Source organism: Mycetocola sp. (genome assembly GCF_025464835.1).
Taxonomy (GTDB): domain Bacteria; phylum Actinomycetota; class Actinomycetes; order Actinomycetales; family Microbacteriaceae; genus Mycetocola_A.
This window is the reverse complement of sequence record NZ_JAODMP010000040.1, coordinates 1-16998: the sequence shown is the minus strand read 5'-3', so window position 1 is coordinate 16998 and position 16998 is coordinate 1. Positions and strand designations below refer to the sequence as shown.

Genomic DNA, 16998 nt, shown 5'->3' with positions numbered 1-16998 from the left:
GGGATCTCTCTTCAATGCTGGAGGACGGATGCGAGCCAGGTCGCGTGGCTATTTTAGTGGCTGGGAGCTTCGTCGGGTTCCGGTGGGCTCTCCGCGCCGTCGGCAGCGGCCTCGCCGAACGACCTGGATCGGCTGAGCTGCGCCGAGTTGTTCACCGTGCGAACCCGCTTACGGAGAATCTTGGCACTGACATTGCGTTCGCCGAGCGCGCCGGGCGTCCACAGTTCGACGTCCTCGTCGCTGAAGTCCGACTTGCTCGGCCGACGCTTCAGTTCGGGGAGGACGGCGCCGTGGGCCAGCCGGCGGGCGGTGATGAGGAAGCCGGTGTGGCCGATCATCCGGTGGTCAGGGCGAACCGCCAGTCCTTCGACGTGCCATCCGCGGACGATTGTCTCGTTCGATTCGGGGTTCGTGAACGAACCTGTCGCCCGGATGGCCTCCGCCACCCGCGAGAGCTGTGTCACCGTGGCGACGTAGCAGAGGAGCACTCCGCCCGGTTTCATCGCGGTGGCGCAGGCGTCGATGTTCTCCCAGGGCGCGAGCATGTCGAGGACGACACGGTCGACGGATGCCGGTTCGACCGTGTTCGGAAGAGTGTCGGCGAGGTCGCCGACCGACACGCGCCAGTTGTCCGGGTCGTAACCGAAGAAGGTGGCCACGTTCCCGCGGGCGACATCGGCGAACTCGTCGCGGCGCTCGAAGGATTCCAGCCGGCCGGTCGGGCCGATGGCACGGAGGAGCCACAACGACAACGCGCCTGACCCGACTCCCGCTTCGACGACGGTTGCCCCCGGGAAGATATCGGCCTGACCGACGATCTGGGCGGCGTCCTTCGGGTAGATGATGGCGGCGCCTCGCGGCATCGACATGACGAAGTCGACGAGCAGCGGGCGCAGCGCGAGGTATTCGATACCGTCGGTGGTGGTGATGACCGAACCGTCAGGAAGGCCGATGATGCTGTCGTGCCCGACGATCCCGCGGTGGGTATGGAATTCCTTGCCGTGCTCGAGGGTGATGGTGTTGCGTTTGCCCTTCGGGCCGGTGAGTTGCACCCGGTCGCCGACCCGGAACGGTCCAGCGTTTTGGGGGCGTTCGTCGAGGGGGCGCTCGGCGTTGATCTGTGCGGTCATCGTGGAATTCCTTCGCTGCGTGAAGCGGCGAAGAGTGCCGTCACATCGGTGCTGGTTCTGCCGGCCAGGGTGGGCCAGGTGGTGTGAGTCGAGGCTTCGGGGATCGTCACCGCGTGTGGCACAGCGATCGACACGGCACCGGATGCGACGGCCGACGCCAGCCCGGCGCGGGAGTCCTCGATGGCGACGCAGTCGGAGATGGCGACGCCGAGCAGCGAGGCCGCCCGCAAATACGGTTCCGGGTGGGGTTTCGGGTGTTCGACCTCATCGCCTGGGACGAGGACGTCGAACGCCGCGAAGTCGAGGTGCGAGAGCACCTGCTCAGCCATAGCCCGGACGGACATGGTCACGAGGGCGGTTTTCACCCCGAGGTCGCGGAGCTCCTTGAGCAGCTCGCGGGCGCCGGGCCTGAACGGGACGCCGTCGGTTGTGAGCCTGTCACGTACCCGACCGGTGAGGTGCTGCACGATGTCGTCTTCGGGCATCTCGACGCCGTGCGCCTGCAGAATCCGCGCGGATTCCCACAGCCCGGAGCCGACGAGCGTCATGGCGTCTTCGTAGGTCCAGGTGTGGCCGAAGGACTCGACGAGGTCCGTCTCTGCAGCGATCCAGTACGGTTCGGTATCGACGAGTGTGCCGTCCATGTCCCAGAGGACGGCGGCGGGAAGCTGTGTAGTCACGGGTTTCAATGCTACCCGGGAACGGACTGCGCCTATTCTTGGAAGACGCCCGTGTCACCATGCGGGCACAATTCACAGAATTGGGGAACTCTTGCTCAAGGGTCGACTTCTCGTTGTCGCGTTCGAAGGCTGGAATGACGCCGGAGAAGCCGCGACAGGCGCCGTCCGGGTGCTCCAGGAACAGCTCGACGTGGCGCCGATGCTCGAACTGGACCCTGAACTGTACTACGACTACCAGTTCAACCGCCCAGTGATCGGCATCGACGACGACGCCAGGCGCCGCCTCAGCTGGCCGACCACGACGATGTACGGGCCATCAGCACCCCTCCCTGCGGCAGAACCCCTCGCCGACGACGCCGACCTCAACGTCTCAGGCGACAACGGCGGCAACATCTACCTCCTTGTCGGCGTTGAGCCGTCTCGCAGCTGGAAGGCGTTCACCGCGGAGATCGTGGATGCCGCTCTCGCAGCGGACATCTCCGCCGTCGTGTTCCTCGGAGCGATGCTCGCCGACGTGCCGCACACCCGTCCGATCTCGATTTTCACCTCGAGCGAGAACCAGGAGGTGCGGGCGGAGTTGCAGATCGAACGGAGTATGTACGAGGGCCCGGTCGGCATTCTCAGCGTTGTGGCAGAGGCCGCGGAGGACGCGGGCATTCCGACCGTGGCCATCTGGGCATCCGTCCCGCACTACGTGCACAACGCGCCGTCACCGAAGGCGGTGCTCGCGCTCATCGACAAGCTCGAGGAGATCGTCGACGTCGTCATCCCACGCGGAGATCTGGTCGAGGAGGCCGCCGAGTGGGAGAAAGGCATCGACGTCCTCGCGGGCGAGGACGAGGACATGGCAGCGTACATCCGCCAGCTGGAGCAGGCGCGTGACACCGTCGAGTCACCTGAAGCCAGCGGCGAGGCGATCGCGAAGGAGTTCGAGCGTTACCTGAGACGCTCGGCCGACGGCAAGGGCGATGGGCGCAACGAACCGCCGATCCCCCGCTGATCGACCCACATCCGCGGGCGCCAGCAGCCCAACCTCAAACTCAGGTACGCCGCTCACATTCAGCAGATCTGTTGCGACACGCCGTCTGAGCAGCTGCCTGCACGGCGTGTCGGGTCAGTTCTCCTGAATTTGTGGCCCTGATGCCGGATCCGTGGCGGCGTTCTCGGTCAGAGGTCGACGCCGAGAAGCGCTGAGACAGCGCGGCGCAACAGTGCCGGGTCGTCGACGCCGATGGCGACGGCTGAGTCCACCACGGCGAGGGCCTTCGGCGTGTCGAGGTCGATGCGGAGGGACTCCCGTATTGCGGCCAGCGTTTCGCGGGAAGATGCCGTCCCGAGGTCGGCGTCGCCGGAGAGACGGGCGGACCACGTGCTGAGCCGGTCCTCGGCCGTCTCGAGTGCCTCGTCGCTCCACTCCCAGTCCGAGCGGTAATGGTGTGCGAGGAGGGTCAGGCGGATGGCGCGTGCGTCGACCCCGGCAGACCGAAGCCTGGACACGAGCACGAGGTTGCCGAGCGACTTCGACATCTTCTCACCCTGATAGGCGACCATGCCGGTGTGGCTGTACACCCGGGCGAGCGGATGTCCGCTCAACGCGGCAGCGTGCCCTGCGCTCATCTCGTGGTGCGGGAAGATGAGGTCTGAACCACCGCCCTGCACGGTGAAGTCCCGTCCGAGTTCCATCAGGGCGATGACGGAGCACTCGATGTGCCAGCCTGGGCGTCCGGCACCGACCGAGCTCGCCCAGGAGGGTTCGCCATCACGGGCGGCCCGCCAGAGCAGCGGGTCAAGGATGTCCCGCTTGCCTTCACGGTCCGGGTCACCGCCGCGTTCTCGAAACAGTTCTTCCATCGCCGCCGGGTCGAGATTGCTGATCTTACCGAGCGTCCAGACACCGTCTGTCGCCGCGCTGTCGAAGTAGATGTCCGATCCGGCGGAGCTTTCAGGCGTGGGGACCTCGTAGGCCACCCCGGCGACGAGCAGCCGGCGAACGGCTTCGGCGATCTCGTCGAGCACCTCGGTCACGGCGACGTAGTCCTCGGGCGGGAGGATGCTCAGAGCTTCCATGTCGCGCCGGAACAATTCCACCTGGCTCTCAGCGAGCTCCTGCCAGTCCACCCCGGTTTCCGCGGCCCGCTCGAGAAGCGGGTCGTCGATGTCCGTGACGTTCTGTGCGAAGTGCACTTCGAGGCCCGCGTCGAGCCAGACCCTTTGCAACGTGTCATACGCGAGATACGTGGCGGCATGGCCCATGTGGGTGGCGTCGTACGGGGTGATGCCGCAGACGTAGAGTCGCGCGGTGTCGCCGGTGTGCGCTTCCACGAGCCCGCGCGTCGACGTGTCATAAAGGCACGGCACCGCTGAGAGGCCGGGAAGGGTGGGGATCTCGGGTCTGTTCCATGCCTTCACCGTCCCAGCCTAATCCGGTCGGCGGGTCACGGCGGACGCCCCTGAAAGTGCGGGGTTCCCGCCGGTAGCGTCACCGCCGACGAGAAACCGAAAAAGGCTCGCTGAGAAGCCGGAACGGCCGATCGACGAGCCGTTTTCGGTGTCTCGCTTCTGCTTTAGACGGCGACGAGGACGCCGGTGCCGAGCAGCACGAACAGGACAAGGCCGAGTGCGATGCGGTAGATCACGAACGGCAGGAAGCTCCGCTTCGAGATATAGATCATGAAGAACTTGATCACGACAATGGCGACGACGAAGGCCACGACCGTCGCAACGAGCGTCTCCAGCGGGCCGTAGACCTCCGGTTTGCAATTGGTGGCTCCTTCGACGCACGGAAGCGCGACGGATTTGTACACCTGGTACAAGCCACTGCCGAGGACGGCGGGAATCGCGAGGAGGAACGCGTAGCGGGCCGCGGACGCCCGGTTGTAGCCGAGGAACAGCCCGGCGGTGATGGTACCGCCGGAGCGGGACACTCCCGGAATCAGGGCGAGTGCCTGGGCCAGGCCGAAGATGATGCCGTGCCGGTAGCCGAGGTTCCCGAGTTTGAGCTTCTTCCGCCCGATCCAGTCGGCGATGCCGAGGAGGATGCCGAACCCGATCAGCATGGACGCGGTGAACCACAGCGACCGGAGCGTCGTTTCGATGTGGTCCTGGAAGAGCAGCCCGAACACCGCGATCGGGAGCGAGCCGAGGATGATCAGCCAGCCCATCCGGGCGTCAGGGTCATTGCGCGGGATCTTGCCGACGAGCGCTTTGCACCAGGCTCCGAGAATCCGGACGATGTCACCCCAGAACAGGATGATGACGGCAAGCTCGGTGCCGATCTGGGTGATCGCCGTGAACCGTGCCCCGGGATCTTCGCCTGTGCCGAGGAACTCTCCGACGATACGAAGGTGTGCGCTGGAGGAGACGGGGAGAAATTCGGTCAGGCCCTGCACGAGGCCAAGGATGATCGCGTTGAGAAGGTCCACGGGTGAAGAAGTTCCTGCCGTTCAAAATCTAATAGCTGCGGAGGAGATCCGTAAGAACCCGCCTGCCAAAGACTAATGCGTCCAGAGGGACGCGTTCGTCGACCCCGTGGAACATCGCAGGGAAGTCGAGGCCCTCAGGCAGGCGCAGCGGCGCGAAACCGTACCCGACGATGCCAAGCTTGGAGAGCGCCTTGTTGTCGGTCCCAGCCGGCAGCAGGTACGGCAGGACCTCGGCTCCCGGGTCATGATCGGCAAGGGTTCCGCGGATGGCGTCGATGAGCGGGCCGGAGAAGTCGTTCTCCAGGCCGACGTCGCGGTGCATCACCTCGATCTCGATGTCGGGGCCGACGAGTTCCTGCACGGCGGCCAGGACGGCATCCTCTTCGCCGGGAAGCGTGCGGATGTCGACGAGCGCTTCGGCGGTGTCCGGAACGACGTTGTGCTTGTAGCCGGCGGTGAGCACGGTCGGGTTGGTCGTCGTGCGGAGCGACGCCTGGATGAACCCGGATGCCGTCCCGGTCGCGAGGGCGAGTTCGTCCGGCCCGAGCGCCTGTGGTTCGACGCCGAGGATGCGCGCCACCTCCCCCAGCAGCGCCGTGGTGGTCGCGGTGAGCCGGATCGGCCAGTCCTGCCTGCCCACAACGGCGACGGCCTCGGCGAGCCGGGTTATCGCGTTCTCGGGGACCACGCGTGAGCCGTGCGCGGCGGGGCCGCGGGCGATGAGCTTCACCCACAACAGGGTCTTCTCGCCGGTCTGCACGAGGTAGGCACGTTTGCCGTCGATCGTGATCGAGTATCCGCCGACCTCGCTGATCGCTTCGGTGGCTCCGGCGAACAGTTCAGGGCGGGTGTCGACGAGGTAGTGCGAACCGTACACGCCGCCGTTCTCCTCGTCGGCGAAGAACGCGAGGATGAGGTCACGGGCGGGCTGCTCCCCCGCCCTCAGCAGTTCCGCGACGGCGGTGAGGATCATCGCGTTCATGTTCTTCATGTCGACGGCGCCGCGGCCCCACAGCATCCCGTCTTTGATCTCCCCAGCGAACGGGTCGACGCTCCAGTTGGCGGGGTCGGCGGGCACGACATCGAGGTGGCCGTGGACGACGAGTGCCCCCCGGCTGCTGTCCCGGCCGGCGATGCGCGCGATAACGCTCGTGCGCCCGGGTTCCGAGTCGAACAGTTCCGGTTCGAGCCCCAGATCTCGCAGGTATTCAGCGACGTATTCAGCGGCCGCTGTCTCACCCTTCGAGCGTCCCTCGCCGTAGTTCGTGGTGTCGATGCGGATCAGGTCGCGAGCCACGCTCACGGTTTCATCGAGTTCGTCTGGGGTTTGGGCTGGACTGCTAGCGGCGGAGAGCATGCCCCCAACGCTACCGTTCCCGTCTCTTCGCGGACGTGCAATCAGTGCCCAAAATCCGTGCTAAAGTTTTACCTCGGCGCCGGTAATACTACGGTGCCGAACACATGCGCGGGTGGCGGAAATGGCAGACGCGCTAGCTTGAGGTGCTAGTGCCCTTACGGGCGTGGGGGTTCAAGTCCCCCTTCGCGCACACTGTGTTGAGACAGAAGAAGAGCCGGACCAGAAATGGTCCGGCTCTTCTTGGTTAACCCGTCAGCGACTGGTCCGAGCCACACAACTCGATCGCATGAATTCTGGCCCGACGGTGTCAGCCGCTGCGTCTGAGCAGGGCTCTGCGCGAGTAGGGTCAGGCACCCGCGGATCGGGAATCATGTCCGGCGGGTCCCAGCCGGTGGCTACCTCACCCTTCGTGGATTCGGTCGACGACGTCTGGGCGCTCTTGTCCGGCGAGAGGCTGATCTGAACGCGATCCCCTTCCAACGTTTCCTTCACCATGGCGGCAGCGAGAACCTCACGGCCGACCCTCACGACGAGAAGAGCCTTGTCTCCGGTCTGGGCGGCCTTCTCCGTCCGTTCGCGGAAAAATCGACCCCGGCGACAGCGGCACTCCTCTACGGCCACGGACCACCGAGTCATGCGAGAAGTCATGAAAATCCCGGGCGCGGGGTCGAACGAGCACTCCTGCGCCACCCTAGGCGACAAGACGATCAGCCGGCCCGTCGGGCCGACCTGGCTGCTCCACGGGTTCTCCCTCGTTGCCTCGGCCGTCATGCTCGTCATGCTCGTCATGCTGCGAAGGTATACGTCCAGCGAGAGGTATTGGCCCATTCGGTCACGCAATGTGACGTAGCGCGCCAGACGCTCGGCGGCGCCCGCTCCCGGAAGGTGGTGCCTTTCTAGCCGAAGAACAGGGCTCTGCTGCCGTCCGGCTCAGCGGCGGCCGTTCATCTTCTTTCGCAGCCATTCGATGCGGGACTGCAGCTGGGTGACGCTTGCCTGCTGAACAGCGGGGCCACCGCACATCCGCCGTAGCTCGGCGTGCACGAGCCCGTGTGGCTGGCCGACGGTCTTCGCGTAGAGGCCGACGAGGCTGTTCAGCAGGCTGCGCTGCTCTTTGAGCGTGCGGTACAGGGGCGGTGGGACATCGGTCGACGGTTCCGCCTGGACCTGCTGAGCCTTCGTCGATGAGCGCTTCGCCTGGCGCGCTTGGCGCTGGGTGAGCAGTTCGTGCACCTGCTCGGGCTCCAGCAGCCCAGGCAGGCCGATGAAGTCCAGTTCCTCCTCGGTGCCGGGTTCGGCCCACTGGCCGAACTCGTCTCCGTCGTAGACGACCCGGTCGAAGGTGGCCGACGAGGACATCGCTTCGTACTTGAAGTCGTCGCCGAGCGCATCGGAGCCCTTCGCCTCGCGGTTCGCTTCGGCGACCATCGCGTCTTCGGGGTTCCACATGTCCCCTTCACCCTCACCGTCGCTCTTGCGGTCAAGGGCGTGGTCGCGCTCCAGTTCGAGCTGGCTGGCGAGGTTCATCAGGTTGGGAACGTCGGGGAGGAAGACGGATGCCGTCTCACCGCGGCGACGTGCGCGCACGAACCGGCCGATCGCCTGTGCGAAGAACAACGGTGTCGACGCGCTCGTCGCGTACACGCCGACGGCAAGCCGCGGAACGTCGACGCCCTCGGAGACCATGCGGACGGCGACCATCCAGCGGCTGGTCCCGCTGGAGAACTCATCGATCCGATCGCTGGATTCCTTCTCGTCGGAGAGGACGACGGTCGGGCTCTCGCCGGAGATGTCCTTGAGGATCGCGGCGTAGGCGCGTGCGGAGGTCTGGTCGGTGGCGATGACGAGACCGCCGGCATCCGGGATGCCGTGACGCACCTCGCTGAGCCTCCGGTCGGCTGCCTGAAGAACCTGGGGGATCCACTCCCCCGCGGGGTCGAGCGCTGTGCGCCAGGCCTGCGAGGTGATGTCCTTGGTGTTGCCCTCGCCGAGCCTGGCTTCCATTTCGTCGCCGGCGTTCGTTCTCCAGCGCATGTGGCCGGCGTAAACCATGAACATCACCGGGCGCACCACCCCGTCGGCGAGAGCCCGGCCGTAACCGTAGTTGTAGTCGGTGAGCGAGGTGCGGATGCCGTGCTTGTCCGGCAGGTAGCTCACGAACGGGATCGGCGCCGTGTCCGACCGGAACGGTGTCCCGGTCAGCGACAGCCGCCGGGTGGCCGGGTCGAAGGCCTCGCGGATCGCGTCGCCCCAGCTCAGGGCGTCACCGCCGTGATGGACCTCGTCGAGGATGACCAGCGTCTTCGACGACGCGGTGATGTCCCGATGGAGGGCCGCGCGCACGGCGACCTGGGCATAGGTGACGACGACCCCGTGGTAGTGCCTCCCGTAGCGTCCTGCCGCGTTCGTGAAGGTGGGGTCGAGTCGGATGCCTGCCCGGTGCGCGGCATCCGCCCACTGCCGTTTGAGGTGCTCCGTCGGTGCCACCACCGTGATCCGGTCGACGGTCCTGCGGGCGAGCAGTTCGGCCGCGAGCCGGAGTGCGAACGTGGTCTTGCCTGCTCCCGGTGTCGCCGCCGCGAGGAAGTCCTTCGGTTCAGTCGCGAAGTAGGTCGTGATCGCCTCTTCCTGCCAGGCGCGCAGCTTGGAGACGGTGCCCCATGCGGCCCTCTCCGGGAACGCGGGCGAAAGATGTTCAGCGGCAGAGGTTCCGATCCGGAGTCCTGATGCGGCGTCCATGCTCGCCGGCTCCTCCGCAAAAATCTCTGTACTCACTTGACGGTAATCTACCCGTTCGCGCCGCATCCGGCGAACCGGAGGGCTGCCCTGGCGTGGCGTCGGCGGGTAGGCTTCCCCGGATGGGAGGACGACCGTGAACGACGAACGAAACCAGGATCAGAACATCCTGAACCTCACTTCCGGCGGTGGAGAAGCAGTCTCAGCACCCCACCGATGGTCTCGTTTCGTGGCGATCGGCGACTCATTCACCGAGGGGATCGGCGACCCTGAGCCGCGTCTCCCCGGGGGTCACCGCGGGTGGGCAGACCGGGTTGCCGAAGTCCTCGGGCAGGGGGTCCAGGACTTCGCCTACGCGAACCTCGCCGTTCGCGGAAAGCTCATCGCGCAGGTCGTGGATCAGCAGCTCGAACCGGCGCTCGAGCTCCATCCCGATCTCATTTCGATTTCCGCCGGGGGTAACGATGTTCTCCGCCCCGGCTCGGATCCTGACATCACCGCCGCCCGCATGGACGACGCGATCGCCCGGCTCGGGAGGGACAACGCCACGATCGTCCTGTTCACCGGGGTCGACGTGGGATTTTCACCCCTCTTCCGGGGCATCCGGGGCAAGATCGCGATCTACAACGAGAATCTTCGCGCGATCGCCGCGAAGTACGACTGCATCGTCGCCGACATGTGGTCACTGAGCGACGTTCAGGACGCCCGCATGTGGTCGACTGACCGCTTGCACCTGAACTCCCTCGGTCACCACACGGTCACCAGGATGGTACTGGCCGCGCTCGCGGTCGAGAACGACTTGAAGCCGCTTCGACCCGAACCGGTGCCGCTGTCGACGTGGCGCCAGGCGCGGGCATCCGACCTGGTCTGGGCCCGTGAGTACCTGGTGCCGTGGGTGCTTCGTCGCATCCGTTCCCAGTCCTCCGGCGACTTCATCACGGCGAAACGACCGGTCGCTTCACGGTACAGCCGCGCCGACGAGTGAACGGAAGGCGTCAGCCGAACGGGTGGCAGAGCTTCCAGCCGAGGTCAGGTCCTTCCAGCTCGTCCTCGAGGACGAGCGGAACGGTGATTCTCTCGCCGTCGTGTTCGAACCTCACGGACCCCACTTCGCGCCCATCCTCCCCGGTTTCCAGAGCGGTTGCCGTCGAGGTCACCGTCACCGGCGCATCCTGCCAGACGAGGATGCTTGCCGATTCCGCGGCGACGATGTCGGAGGTCGCGCCCCACGGAGTCGTGTAGCTGCCGAAGTCGTCCCCGGTTTCGACGAGCTGGACTTCGTGGAACCCGGCGGTCGCGCTGGCGATCAACGCGGTGACGGCCTGGTTCAGCTGGCGGTGGTTGGGGGCGCCGAGGATCACGCCGACAAACGTGATCTTCTCGCTACCGACGGTCGTTTCTGCCGCGAAAAGCAGACAGGCGCCTGCGTCGCGGGTCGTCCCGGTCTTCAGACCGATGACGCCGTTGCTTCCGAGCAGTTTGTTGGTGTTCTCGACCTCGCCGATGACCGGCAGCACAGCGGATTTCTCTTCGACGATCTCGGAGAGAACCGGGTGGGCGAGGGCGAGCGTGCCGATCGCGACGAGGTCAGCAGGGGTGGAGCGGCTGTCGCTGTCGAGCCCGCTGGAGTCGGCGAGGTGAGTACCGGCGAGGTCGTGCGCCGCCAGCCAGTCGCTGGCTGCGGCGAGGAACGCCGGCATCGAGCCGAACGCCCAGGTCACCAGGGTGATGCTGTAGTTGTTGGCTGATGGCAGCATCATCGCCTGCAGCAGCTGACGTTCGGTGAACACCGACCCGGGGGCCACCGGCGCCGCTGATCCTCCCTCGGCGATGGTTTGCGAGTAGATCCGAGCGTCCGCCTCGGTCAAGGTCAGTTCAGGGCCGTTCTCGCCCGCCTCGAGAGGCATTTTGGCGAGCACGACGAGCGCGGTCACCGTCTTGGTGATGCTCGCCATCGGTGTGGGCTGCTGGCCGCCTGAGTTCCCGAGGACGCCGTCGATGCCGACGGCGCCGATCGCTCCCGTACCGTAATCGGGCCACTGAAGCGGTGTCGCCGGCTGGCTGATCGGAGCGGTCGTCTCCAGCTGTGCTGCGTTCGCGGGGATGGGGCGGAGAACGGCAAGCGAGACGTAACCGAAGACGAGCAGCCCGACGGCGAGGATTCCGAAGATCGCTACCGGTCTGCGTCGGTGAACCCGTTCGGAAGCGGAGGGGCGGGAGTTCGGCACCGGCCAATCCTACCGGCGGACCACCGGTGGTTCCCCGACGACGATCGACGCTCAGCCGGCTGCCACAGTGCCCTCGCGGAGGGCCCACAGCGCCACCGCGCTCGCGGACGCGACGTTGAGCGAATCCACTCCGTGCAGCATCGGGATGACCACCGTCGAGTCGGCGGCTTCCAGGGCCTGCCTGCTCAGGCCGTCGCCCTCGGTGCCGAGCGTCACGGCGATTCGTTCGGGCGGATGCGCGGCGAACCGGTCGAGAGTCACCGCCCGGTCGTCAAGGGCCAGCGCGGCGACGTGGAACCCGGCTGCGTCGAGGATGCGCCGAGCCTCTGGCCATTCCGGCATGCGGGTCCACGGGACCTGAAGCACCGTTCCCATGCTCACACGCACACTGCGGCGATAGAGGGGGTCGGCGCAGCGGGGCGTGATGAGCACCGCATCCGCACCGAGCCCGGCAACCGAGCGGAAGATCGCACCGACATTGGTGTGATCGACGATGTCCTCGAGGATGACCACGCGGGTGGCATCCGCCAGGAGGTCCTCCATGCGGGGCAGCGCCGGCCGGTGCATGGCGGCGAGGGCGCCGCGGTGCATGTGGTATCCGGTCAGCTCCTCGAGCAGATCCGATGGGCCGACATAGACAGGAACATCCGGGAACCGCTCCAGCAGCGGTGCGACATCCGGCAGCCACTGTTCCTGCAGCAGAAGCGAGCGGGGTTGGTGCCCGGCCGCGATCGCCCGTGCGATGACCTTGTGTGATTCGGCGATGTACAGGCCGCCTTGCGGTTCCTGCACCCGCCGCAGCGCCACGTCGGTGAGCCGCGCATAGTCGGAGAGGCCATCGACGTCGAGATTCGAGATGGGGACGATCTGCACAGGGGTTCCTTCGAGTGGTGGCGTATTCTCACAAACCGGGCCGGTGGCGTCGTGCGAAACAATTCGGACATGTGAATTGTTTACCCTCGAGGCAGGCGCGGGTATTCGAAAGGCCTTATGACCATGATCACCGGATCGACGCCGGAGTTGGACGAACGCGGACTCGATCGAGCCTACGCCGTCCTGTCCGGCGGCACGTTCGCTGTCCTCACCGGGGCTGGTGTGAGCACCGACTCCGGTATCCCCGACTACCGCGGCGCCGGCGCGCCGAAGCGCACGCCGATGACGGTTTCGCAGTTCCTGTTCGATGACGCGTCACGCAAGCGGTACTGGGCAGGCAGCCACCTGGGCTGGGCCCTGTTCAATGCGGCCAGGCCGAACGCCGGGCACCGGATGCTCGCGACGCTGGAAGAGGCCGGCCTCGTTCCAGGCGTGGTCACCCAGAACGTCGACGGGCTCCACATTCGCGCCGGATCCCGTCGGGTCGTCGACCTGCACGGTTCGTTGGACCGGGTCAGTTGCCTGGACTGCGGACAGACGTACGCCCGCTCGAGCATCGCCGCACGCATCGACCGAGAGAACGCGTGGCTGGCACGACCGGATGCCGTCACCCTGAACCCCGACGGTGACGCCGAGATCAGCAACGTCGACGACTTCATCGCGCCGGCATGCTCAGTCTGCGGCGGCCCGCTGAAACCGGACGTCGTGTTCTTCGGTGAGTTCGTGCCCACGGACAAGTTCGCCGAAGCCCGTTTTCTGGTCGGTCAGGCTGACGCACTCGTCATCGCCGGTTCCTCGCTGGTCGTGAATTCAGGCATCCGCCTGCTTGAACATGCCAGGAGGAACAAGCTCCCCATCGTCATCATCAACCGGGGTGAGACGAAAGGCGATTCCCGCGCCACCGTGAAACTGGACTCGGGTGCGTCGGAGACCCTCGCGGCGCTCGCCGATCGTCTCCTGGACTGACGCCGTCGCAGTGCGGCGAGAATCCGCGCCTCGACCTCAAGACGGAGACCCACCGGGGCCTGTCCGGGCGCTGCGGGGCACGCAGCCGCTGCCTGTAAGCCACGCCCCAGATGTCGGAGACGGTCTCGGACCCCGGGCGGCAGTTGTGAGCCCTGTCGCCAGCGCGCGTGAGACATCTCGCGCCGTGCATCGTGTCCTGCGCCTCCCCCTGCGGGAACCACACCGGCAGGTCCGCCCACGGTTCGACGCCTGTCGCGAGAAGGGTTTCGGAGTTCTCCCGCCGCAGGCGGGCCGGGGACCCGGTCGTGGCCACGCACGCGGCGAGAAGCTCGCCCATCGTCGCGAACCCGACGGGGCTGACGACGTGAACCGGCCCGTGTGCACCGTTGGCGGCGGCTGTCGGAGTCCAGGCCGCGGGCCTCGTGCGTCGATGAGCTGGATCCCGTTGCCCGGGTCAGCCGGAGCGGGGACGTCGCCGCCCCTGGCGATGCGGGACAGCCGCCACGGCAGCCGGCCGATGTCCTCATGAGGCCCGTCGATCAGACGGGGCCGTGCGAGGACGAGACGGCATCGACGACGGCCGCATCCTCGGCGCTGCCGGCCGGCTGTGGATAGGCGTGCACCGACCGGCTCGACATGAAGCGATAACGGCCGCGCGCTCAGCGAGCCTGGCGGCCGAGTTTCTGACAGTGGACGGAGCCCACGACCAGGTGTCTGCGACGATGTCGCATTCCCGGTCGCCCGGGGCAGCCAGTTCCCCCCTGGCGTCGGTCGGTCGCCGACGAGCGCCGTCACGCCTGCCGCCGGCTCCCTCCTGCCGCGGTGGAGAGTGGTGACGTTCCAGCCCCCGGCCAGGGCATCGGCCACAAGGGAACGCCCGGCGAAGTCGCTTCCACCGAGCACGAGGAGGTCCATGCCCTCATCACCTCGGATGCCGCCTGCACGTGTACAGCGACTTCTCCGGCAGCGTGATCCGCCGCGTCGCCTGCCACCTGCTGTGCGCGGGGCTCAGCGGCTCCCGGCGGCATCCCGTCTCGCCCGGGCGGAGGTGTAGACCTCGTCGATGAGGGCATCGAGCTGCTCAGCCGCCCCCCGCCACGCGTCGGGCGACGCGCTCGCCGCATCGTCGGTGTGCAGGGTGACGACGGATTGGTTGGTGGTGCTTTCGCCGAGCAGGACCCGCTGTTGTGCTCCTGACACGCCGAGGACCACATCGGCCGAGCGGATCATCCTGCTGCGGAAAAATCTGGATCGCCATGGCCAGGTGCGCAGGTGTTGCAGCCGGTGAGCGTTCTCCGCTGGCTGCGGCGTCCCGCCGGTGACGAGCAGACTGAAGCGGCGCCCGATCCCGATGAGCCCGGGTGCCGCTGTGAGGACGACGTCGGCGCCGATGCTGTTGAGCTTTTTCCCCGTGAACAACTCGGCCGGACTGTACGGCGACGGAAGCAGCTCCCATGGCAGTGCTGGCAGCCGGTCCAGGGCTGTCGTCGGGTCGACGATCATCACGAATGGGCGGCGTTCAGCGAGGGCGTGGACGATCCCGTTGGTCATGCGGCTGAGCTGGTCATCCGGGTCGTCCGTCACCCAGCGGCAGTCGACGACGAGCTTCATGCGGGGTCATCCGCCAGGAAGCGACGGATGAGCTCCGCCGCCTGACCGGGAACCTCGTAGTGGATCAGGTGACCGACGCCGGGGAGGATTTCGAGGGTCGCGGCCGGGAACAGATCGACCAGTGAGCGTTGTGCCGCGATCGGGGTGATGTCGTCCTGGTCGGCAGCGATGAGCAGTGTGCGGTCGACGATGCCTGCGGCGAACTCGCTGACGTCATTACCGACGGATGCTCTGAACGCTTCGAGCACGACCCCCCGGTTGCCGAACGCACTGAAGTAAAGGTCGTGCTGGTTGTGGATCCAGCGGCGCAGGCCTCTGTCCTTCGTCTTCGCCATGGTCACGCTCATCATGCGCACGATCGCACGGTTGCGCAGCAGCGCGAAACCGAGTCGTTCGGGCAGCCAGGCGCCCATCCGGTAATAGAAGACAGCCAGCCGGGTCAGGATGCCGCGCGGCCCTGCCAGGGCTGGCGCAGCGATCGGGTTGACCAGGATCACCCGGGGTGCCCGCAGCCCGGTGCGGGCCAGCGCAGCCGACACCACGATCGACCCGAAGGAGTGGCCGAGGATCACCGGCGGCTCAGCCAGATCGACCGACGACACGAACTCGTTCAGCCAGGCTGCGTACCCATCGATGTCGTGGACGTTCCCCAGCGGCTCCGACTCGCCGAACCCCGGAAGGTCAGGGCTGAGGATGTGGAAGCCCTCGAGGTGAGCGACGACCGGTTCGAGACCGTGGTGGTCGCCGCGGAATCCATGGACCATGACAATCGTCGGCTGGTCGCCGGGGTCCCCGTATTCCCAGTACCTGGTGAGGCTTTGGCCGGTGCGGACGGATCGCCGAGTGACGGGGATGCGATCGAGTCGCGCTGAGTACGGGGAGCGAACAGTCATGGGGAATCCCAGTTTAGGCTTTTCGCTCCCGGCCGCCGAACGATGCTCCCCCTAGACTCGGACCGACGACGGCGGGCACTCACACTCGCCCCCCAATACACGGAATCGGTACCCAGTGACATTCACCGCGCCCATCCAGCTTCCCGGCCTCGCCCGCGACCCCCTGTGGTATCGCCGGGCGATCTTCTACGAGGTGATGGTGCGGTCGTACGTCGACAGCAACGGCGACGGAGCCGGCGACCTGCAGGGTCTGACCAGCCGGCTTGACTACCTGCAGTGGCTCGGCGTCGACGCGCTCTGGCTACCCCCGTTCTTCACATCGCCGTTGCGCGACGGCGGCTATGACGTCTCGGATTACCGGTCGATCCTCCCCGAATTCGGCACCGTCGACGAGTTCAAGGATTTGGTGACGAAAGCGCACGAGCGGAACATGCGCATCATCATCGACATGCCGCTCAACCACACCTCCGACCAGCACGAGTGGTTCCGTGAGTCCCGCGAAGACCCGGACGGCCAGTACGGTGACTTCTACGTCTGGAGCGACACCGACGAGAAGTACCAGGACGCGCGGATCATCTTCGTCGACACCGAGCAGAGCAACTGGACGTTCGACCCGGTCCGGCGCCAGTTCTTCTGGCACCGGTTCTTCAGCCACCAGCCGGACCTGAACTTCGAGAACCCGGCCGTCCAGGAGGCCATGTTCGACGTCGTGCGGTTCTGGCTGGACCAGGGCATCGACGGATTCAGGGCCGACGCCATCCCCTACCTCTTCGAGGAAGAGGGGACGAACTGCGAGAACCTGCCGGCTACCCATGAGTTCCTCCGCAAGCTCCGGGCTATGGTGGACGAAAGCTACCCAGGCCGCGTCATTATTGCCGAGGCGAACCAGCCGCCCAACGAGGTGGTGGAGTATTTCGGAACGGAAACCGAACCCGAGTGCCACATGGCGTTCCACTTCCCGATCATGCCGCGGCTGTACTACGCGCTTCGGGACCAAAAGGCCGCCCCCATCATCGAGACGATGCAGGACACGCCCGACATTCCCGAGGGCGCGCAGTGGGGCACCTTCCTGCGGAACCATGACGAGCTAACCCTTGAAATG

At 66.4% G+C, this 16998-nt stretch carries 15 protein-coding genes and 1 tRNA gene; 5 read left to right on the top strand and 11 right to left on the bottom strand.

From position 1 onward, the window contains the following. Nucleotides 1-53: 53 nt before the first annotated feature. Together JWP90_RS04975 and JWP90_RS04970 are read right to left on the bottom strand one after the other, a co-directional pair. Complete coding sequence (locus JWP90_RS04975; RefSeq protein WP_297360511.1) at nt 54-1130, bottom strand: tRNA (adenine-N1)-methyltransferase; 1077 nt, start codon at nt 1128-1130, stop codon at nt 54-56. Then, the gene (locus JWP90_RS04970) at nt 1127-1810 is read right to left on the bottom strand and encodes an HAD family phosphatase (protein ID WP_297360509.1); all 684 of its coding nucleotides are present in this window, start codon (nt 1808-1810) and stop codon (nt 1127-1129) included. The genes JWP90_RS04975 and JWP90_RS04970 overlap by 4 nt, the downstream gene beginning before the upstream one ends. A gap of 91 nt (nt 1811-1901) precedes the next feature. Between JWP90_RS04970 and JWP90_RS04965 the strand changes: the two genes are divergently transcribed. Further along, nucleotides 1902-2810 (top strand): proteasome assembly chaperone family protein, encoded by a 909-nt coding sequence (locus JWP90_RS04965; RefSeq protein WP_297360507.1) that lies wholly within the window; start codon nt 1902-1904, stop codon nt 2808-2810. 167 nt (nt 2811-2977) lie between these two features. Here the strand turns inward: JWP90_RS04965 and mshC are convergent, their stop codons facing one another. The 3 genes from mshC to JWP90_RS04950 all read right to left on the bottom strand — a co-directional run bounded on the left by mshC (nt 2978) and on the right by JWP90_RS04950 (nt 6589). Continuing rightward, nucleotides 2978-4219 carry a cysteine--1-D-myo-inosityl 2-amino-2-deoxy-alpha-D-glucopyranoside ligase gene (gene mshC / locus JWP90_RS04960; protein ID WP_297360505.1) on the bottom strand — a complete coding sequence of 414 codons (1242 nt, stop codon included), beginning with the start codon at nt 4217-4219 and terminating at the stop codon, nt 2978-2980. Nucleotides 4220-4374: 155 nt separating this feature from the next. Beyond that, on the bottom strand, nt 4375-5232 hold the full coding sequence (locus tag JWP90_RS04955) for an undecaprenyl-diphosphate phosphatase (protein WP_297360503.1): 858 nt from the start codon (nt 5230-5232) through the stop codon (nt 4375-4377). 28 nt (nt 5233-5260) lie between these two features. Further along, nucleotides 5261-6589 (bottom strand): M20/M25/M40 family metallo-hydrolase, encoded by a 1329-nt coding sequence (locus JWP90_RS04950; RefSeq protein ID WP_297360501.1) that lies wholly within the window; start codon nt 6587-6589, stop codon nt 5261-5263. Between the two features lie 106 nt (nt 6590-6695). Between JWP90_RS04950 and JWP90_RS04945 the strand changes: the two genes are divergently transcribed. Then, a tRNA-Leu gene (locus tag JWP90_RS04945) sits at nt 6696-6779 on the top strand. A 62-nt stretch (nt 6780-6841) separates the two neighbouring features. Here the strand turns inward: JWP90_RS04945 and JWP90_RS04940 are convergent. Beyond that, a complete protein-coding gene (locus tag JWP90_RS04940) occupies nt 6842-7225 on the bottom strand; it encodes a hypothetical protein (RefSeq protein ID WP_297360499.1) in 384 nt (127 codons plus the stop codon). Between the two features lie 294 nt (nt 7226-7519). Continuing rightward, nucleotides 7520-9328 (bottom strand): DEAD/DEAH box helicase, encoded by a 1809-nt coding sequence (locus JWP90_RS04935; protein ID WP_297360497.1) that lies wholly within the window; start codon nt 9326-9328, stop codon nt 7520-7522. A 163-nt stretch (nt 9329-9491) separates the two neighbouring features. Between JWP90_RS04935 and JWP90_RS04930 the strand changes: the two genes are divergently transcribed. Further along, the gene (locus JWP90_RS04930) at nt 9492-10310 is read left to right on the top strand and encodes an SGNH/GDSL hydrolase family protein (RefSeq protein WP_297360540.1); all 819 of its coding nucleotides are present in this window, start codon (nt 9492-9494) and stop codon (nt 10308-10310) included. A gap of 10 nt (nt 10311-10320) precedes the next feature. Here JWP90_RS04930 and JWP90_RS04925 read toward each other — a convergent pair whose 3' ends face one another. Both JWP90_RS04925 and JWP90_RS04920 read right to left on the bottom strand, forming a co-directional pair. Continuing rightward, complete coding sequence (locus tag JWP90_RS04925) at nt 10321-11553, bottom strand: D-alanyl-D-alanine carboxypeptidase (RefSeq protein WP_297360495.1); 1233 nt, start codon at nt 11551-11553, stop codon at nt 10321-10323. A 51-nt stretch (nt 11554-11604) separates the two neighbouring features. Beyond that, complete coding sequence (locus JWP90_RS04920) at nt 11605-12426, bottom strand: RNA methyltransferase (RefSeq protein ID WP_297360493.1); 822 nt, start codon at nt 12424-12426, stop codon at nt 11605-11607. A 117-nt stretch (nt 12427-12543) separates the two neighbouring features. Here JWP90_RS04920 and JWP90_RS04915 point away from each other — a divergent pair, with 117 nt between their 5' ends. Further along, nucleotides 12544-13392, top strand: a complete 849-nt coding sequence (locus JWP90_RS04915; RefSeq protein WP_297360491.1) for a Sir2 family NAD-dependent protein deacetylase — start codon at nt 12544-12546, stop codon at nt 13390-13392. Between the two features lie 1008 nt (nt 13393-14400). Here JWP90_RS04915 and JWP90_RS04910 read toward each other — a convergent pair. Continuing rightward, complete coding sequence (locus JWP90_RS04910) at nt 14401-15003, bottom strand: hypothetical protein (protein WP_297360489.1); 603 nt, start codon at nt 15001-15003, stop codon at nt 14401-14403. Then, nucleotides 15000-15896, bottom strand: coding sequence for an alpha/beta hydrolase (locus tag JWP90_RS04905; RefSeq protein ID WP_297360487.1), 897 nt, complete (start codon nt 15894-15896; stop codon nt 15000-15002). Before JWP90_RS04905 ends, JWP90_RS04910 begins: the two co-directional genes overlap by 4 nt. A 115-nt stretch (nt 15897-16011) precedes the next feature. Between JWP90_RS04905 and JWP90_RS04900 the strand changes: the two genes are divergently transcribed. Further along, the coding region (locus JWP90_RS04900) for an alpha-amylase family glycosyl hydrolase (protein WP_297360485.1) at nt 16012-16998 on the top strand (987 nt) is incomplete at its 3' end.

Coding starts and splice junctions, on each gene's coding strand:
- JWP90_RS04950 (WP_297360501.1), bottom strand. CDS start 6,589: ATGCTCTCCGCCGCTAGCAGTCCAGCCCAAACCCCAGACGAACTCGAT.
- JWP90_RS04935 (WP_297360497.1), bottom strand. CDS start 9,328: ATGGACGCCGCATCAGGACTCCGGATCGGAACCTCTGCCGCTGAACAT.
- JWP90_RS04915 (WP_297360491.1), top strand. CDS start 12,544: ATGACCATGATCACCGGATCGACGCCGGAGTTGGACGAACGCGGACTC.
- JWP90_RS04975 (WP_297360511.1), bottom strand. CDS start 1,130: ATGACCGCACAGATCAACGCCGAGCGCCCCCTCGACGAACGCCCCCAA.
- JWP90_RS04940 (WP_297360499.1), bottom strand. CDS start 7,225: ATGACTCGGTGGTCCGTGGCCGTAGAGGAGTGCCGCTGTCGCCGGGGT.
- JWP90_RS04905 (WP_297360487.1), bottom strand. CDS start 15,896: ATGACTGTTCGCTCCCCGTACTCAGCGCGACTCGATCGCATCCCCGTC.
- JWP90_RS04910 (WP_297360489.1), bottom strand. CDS start 15,003: ATGAAGCTCGTCGTCGACTGCCGCTGGGTGACGGACGACCCGGATGAC.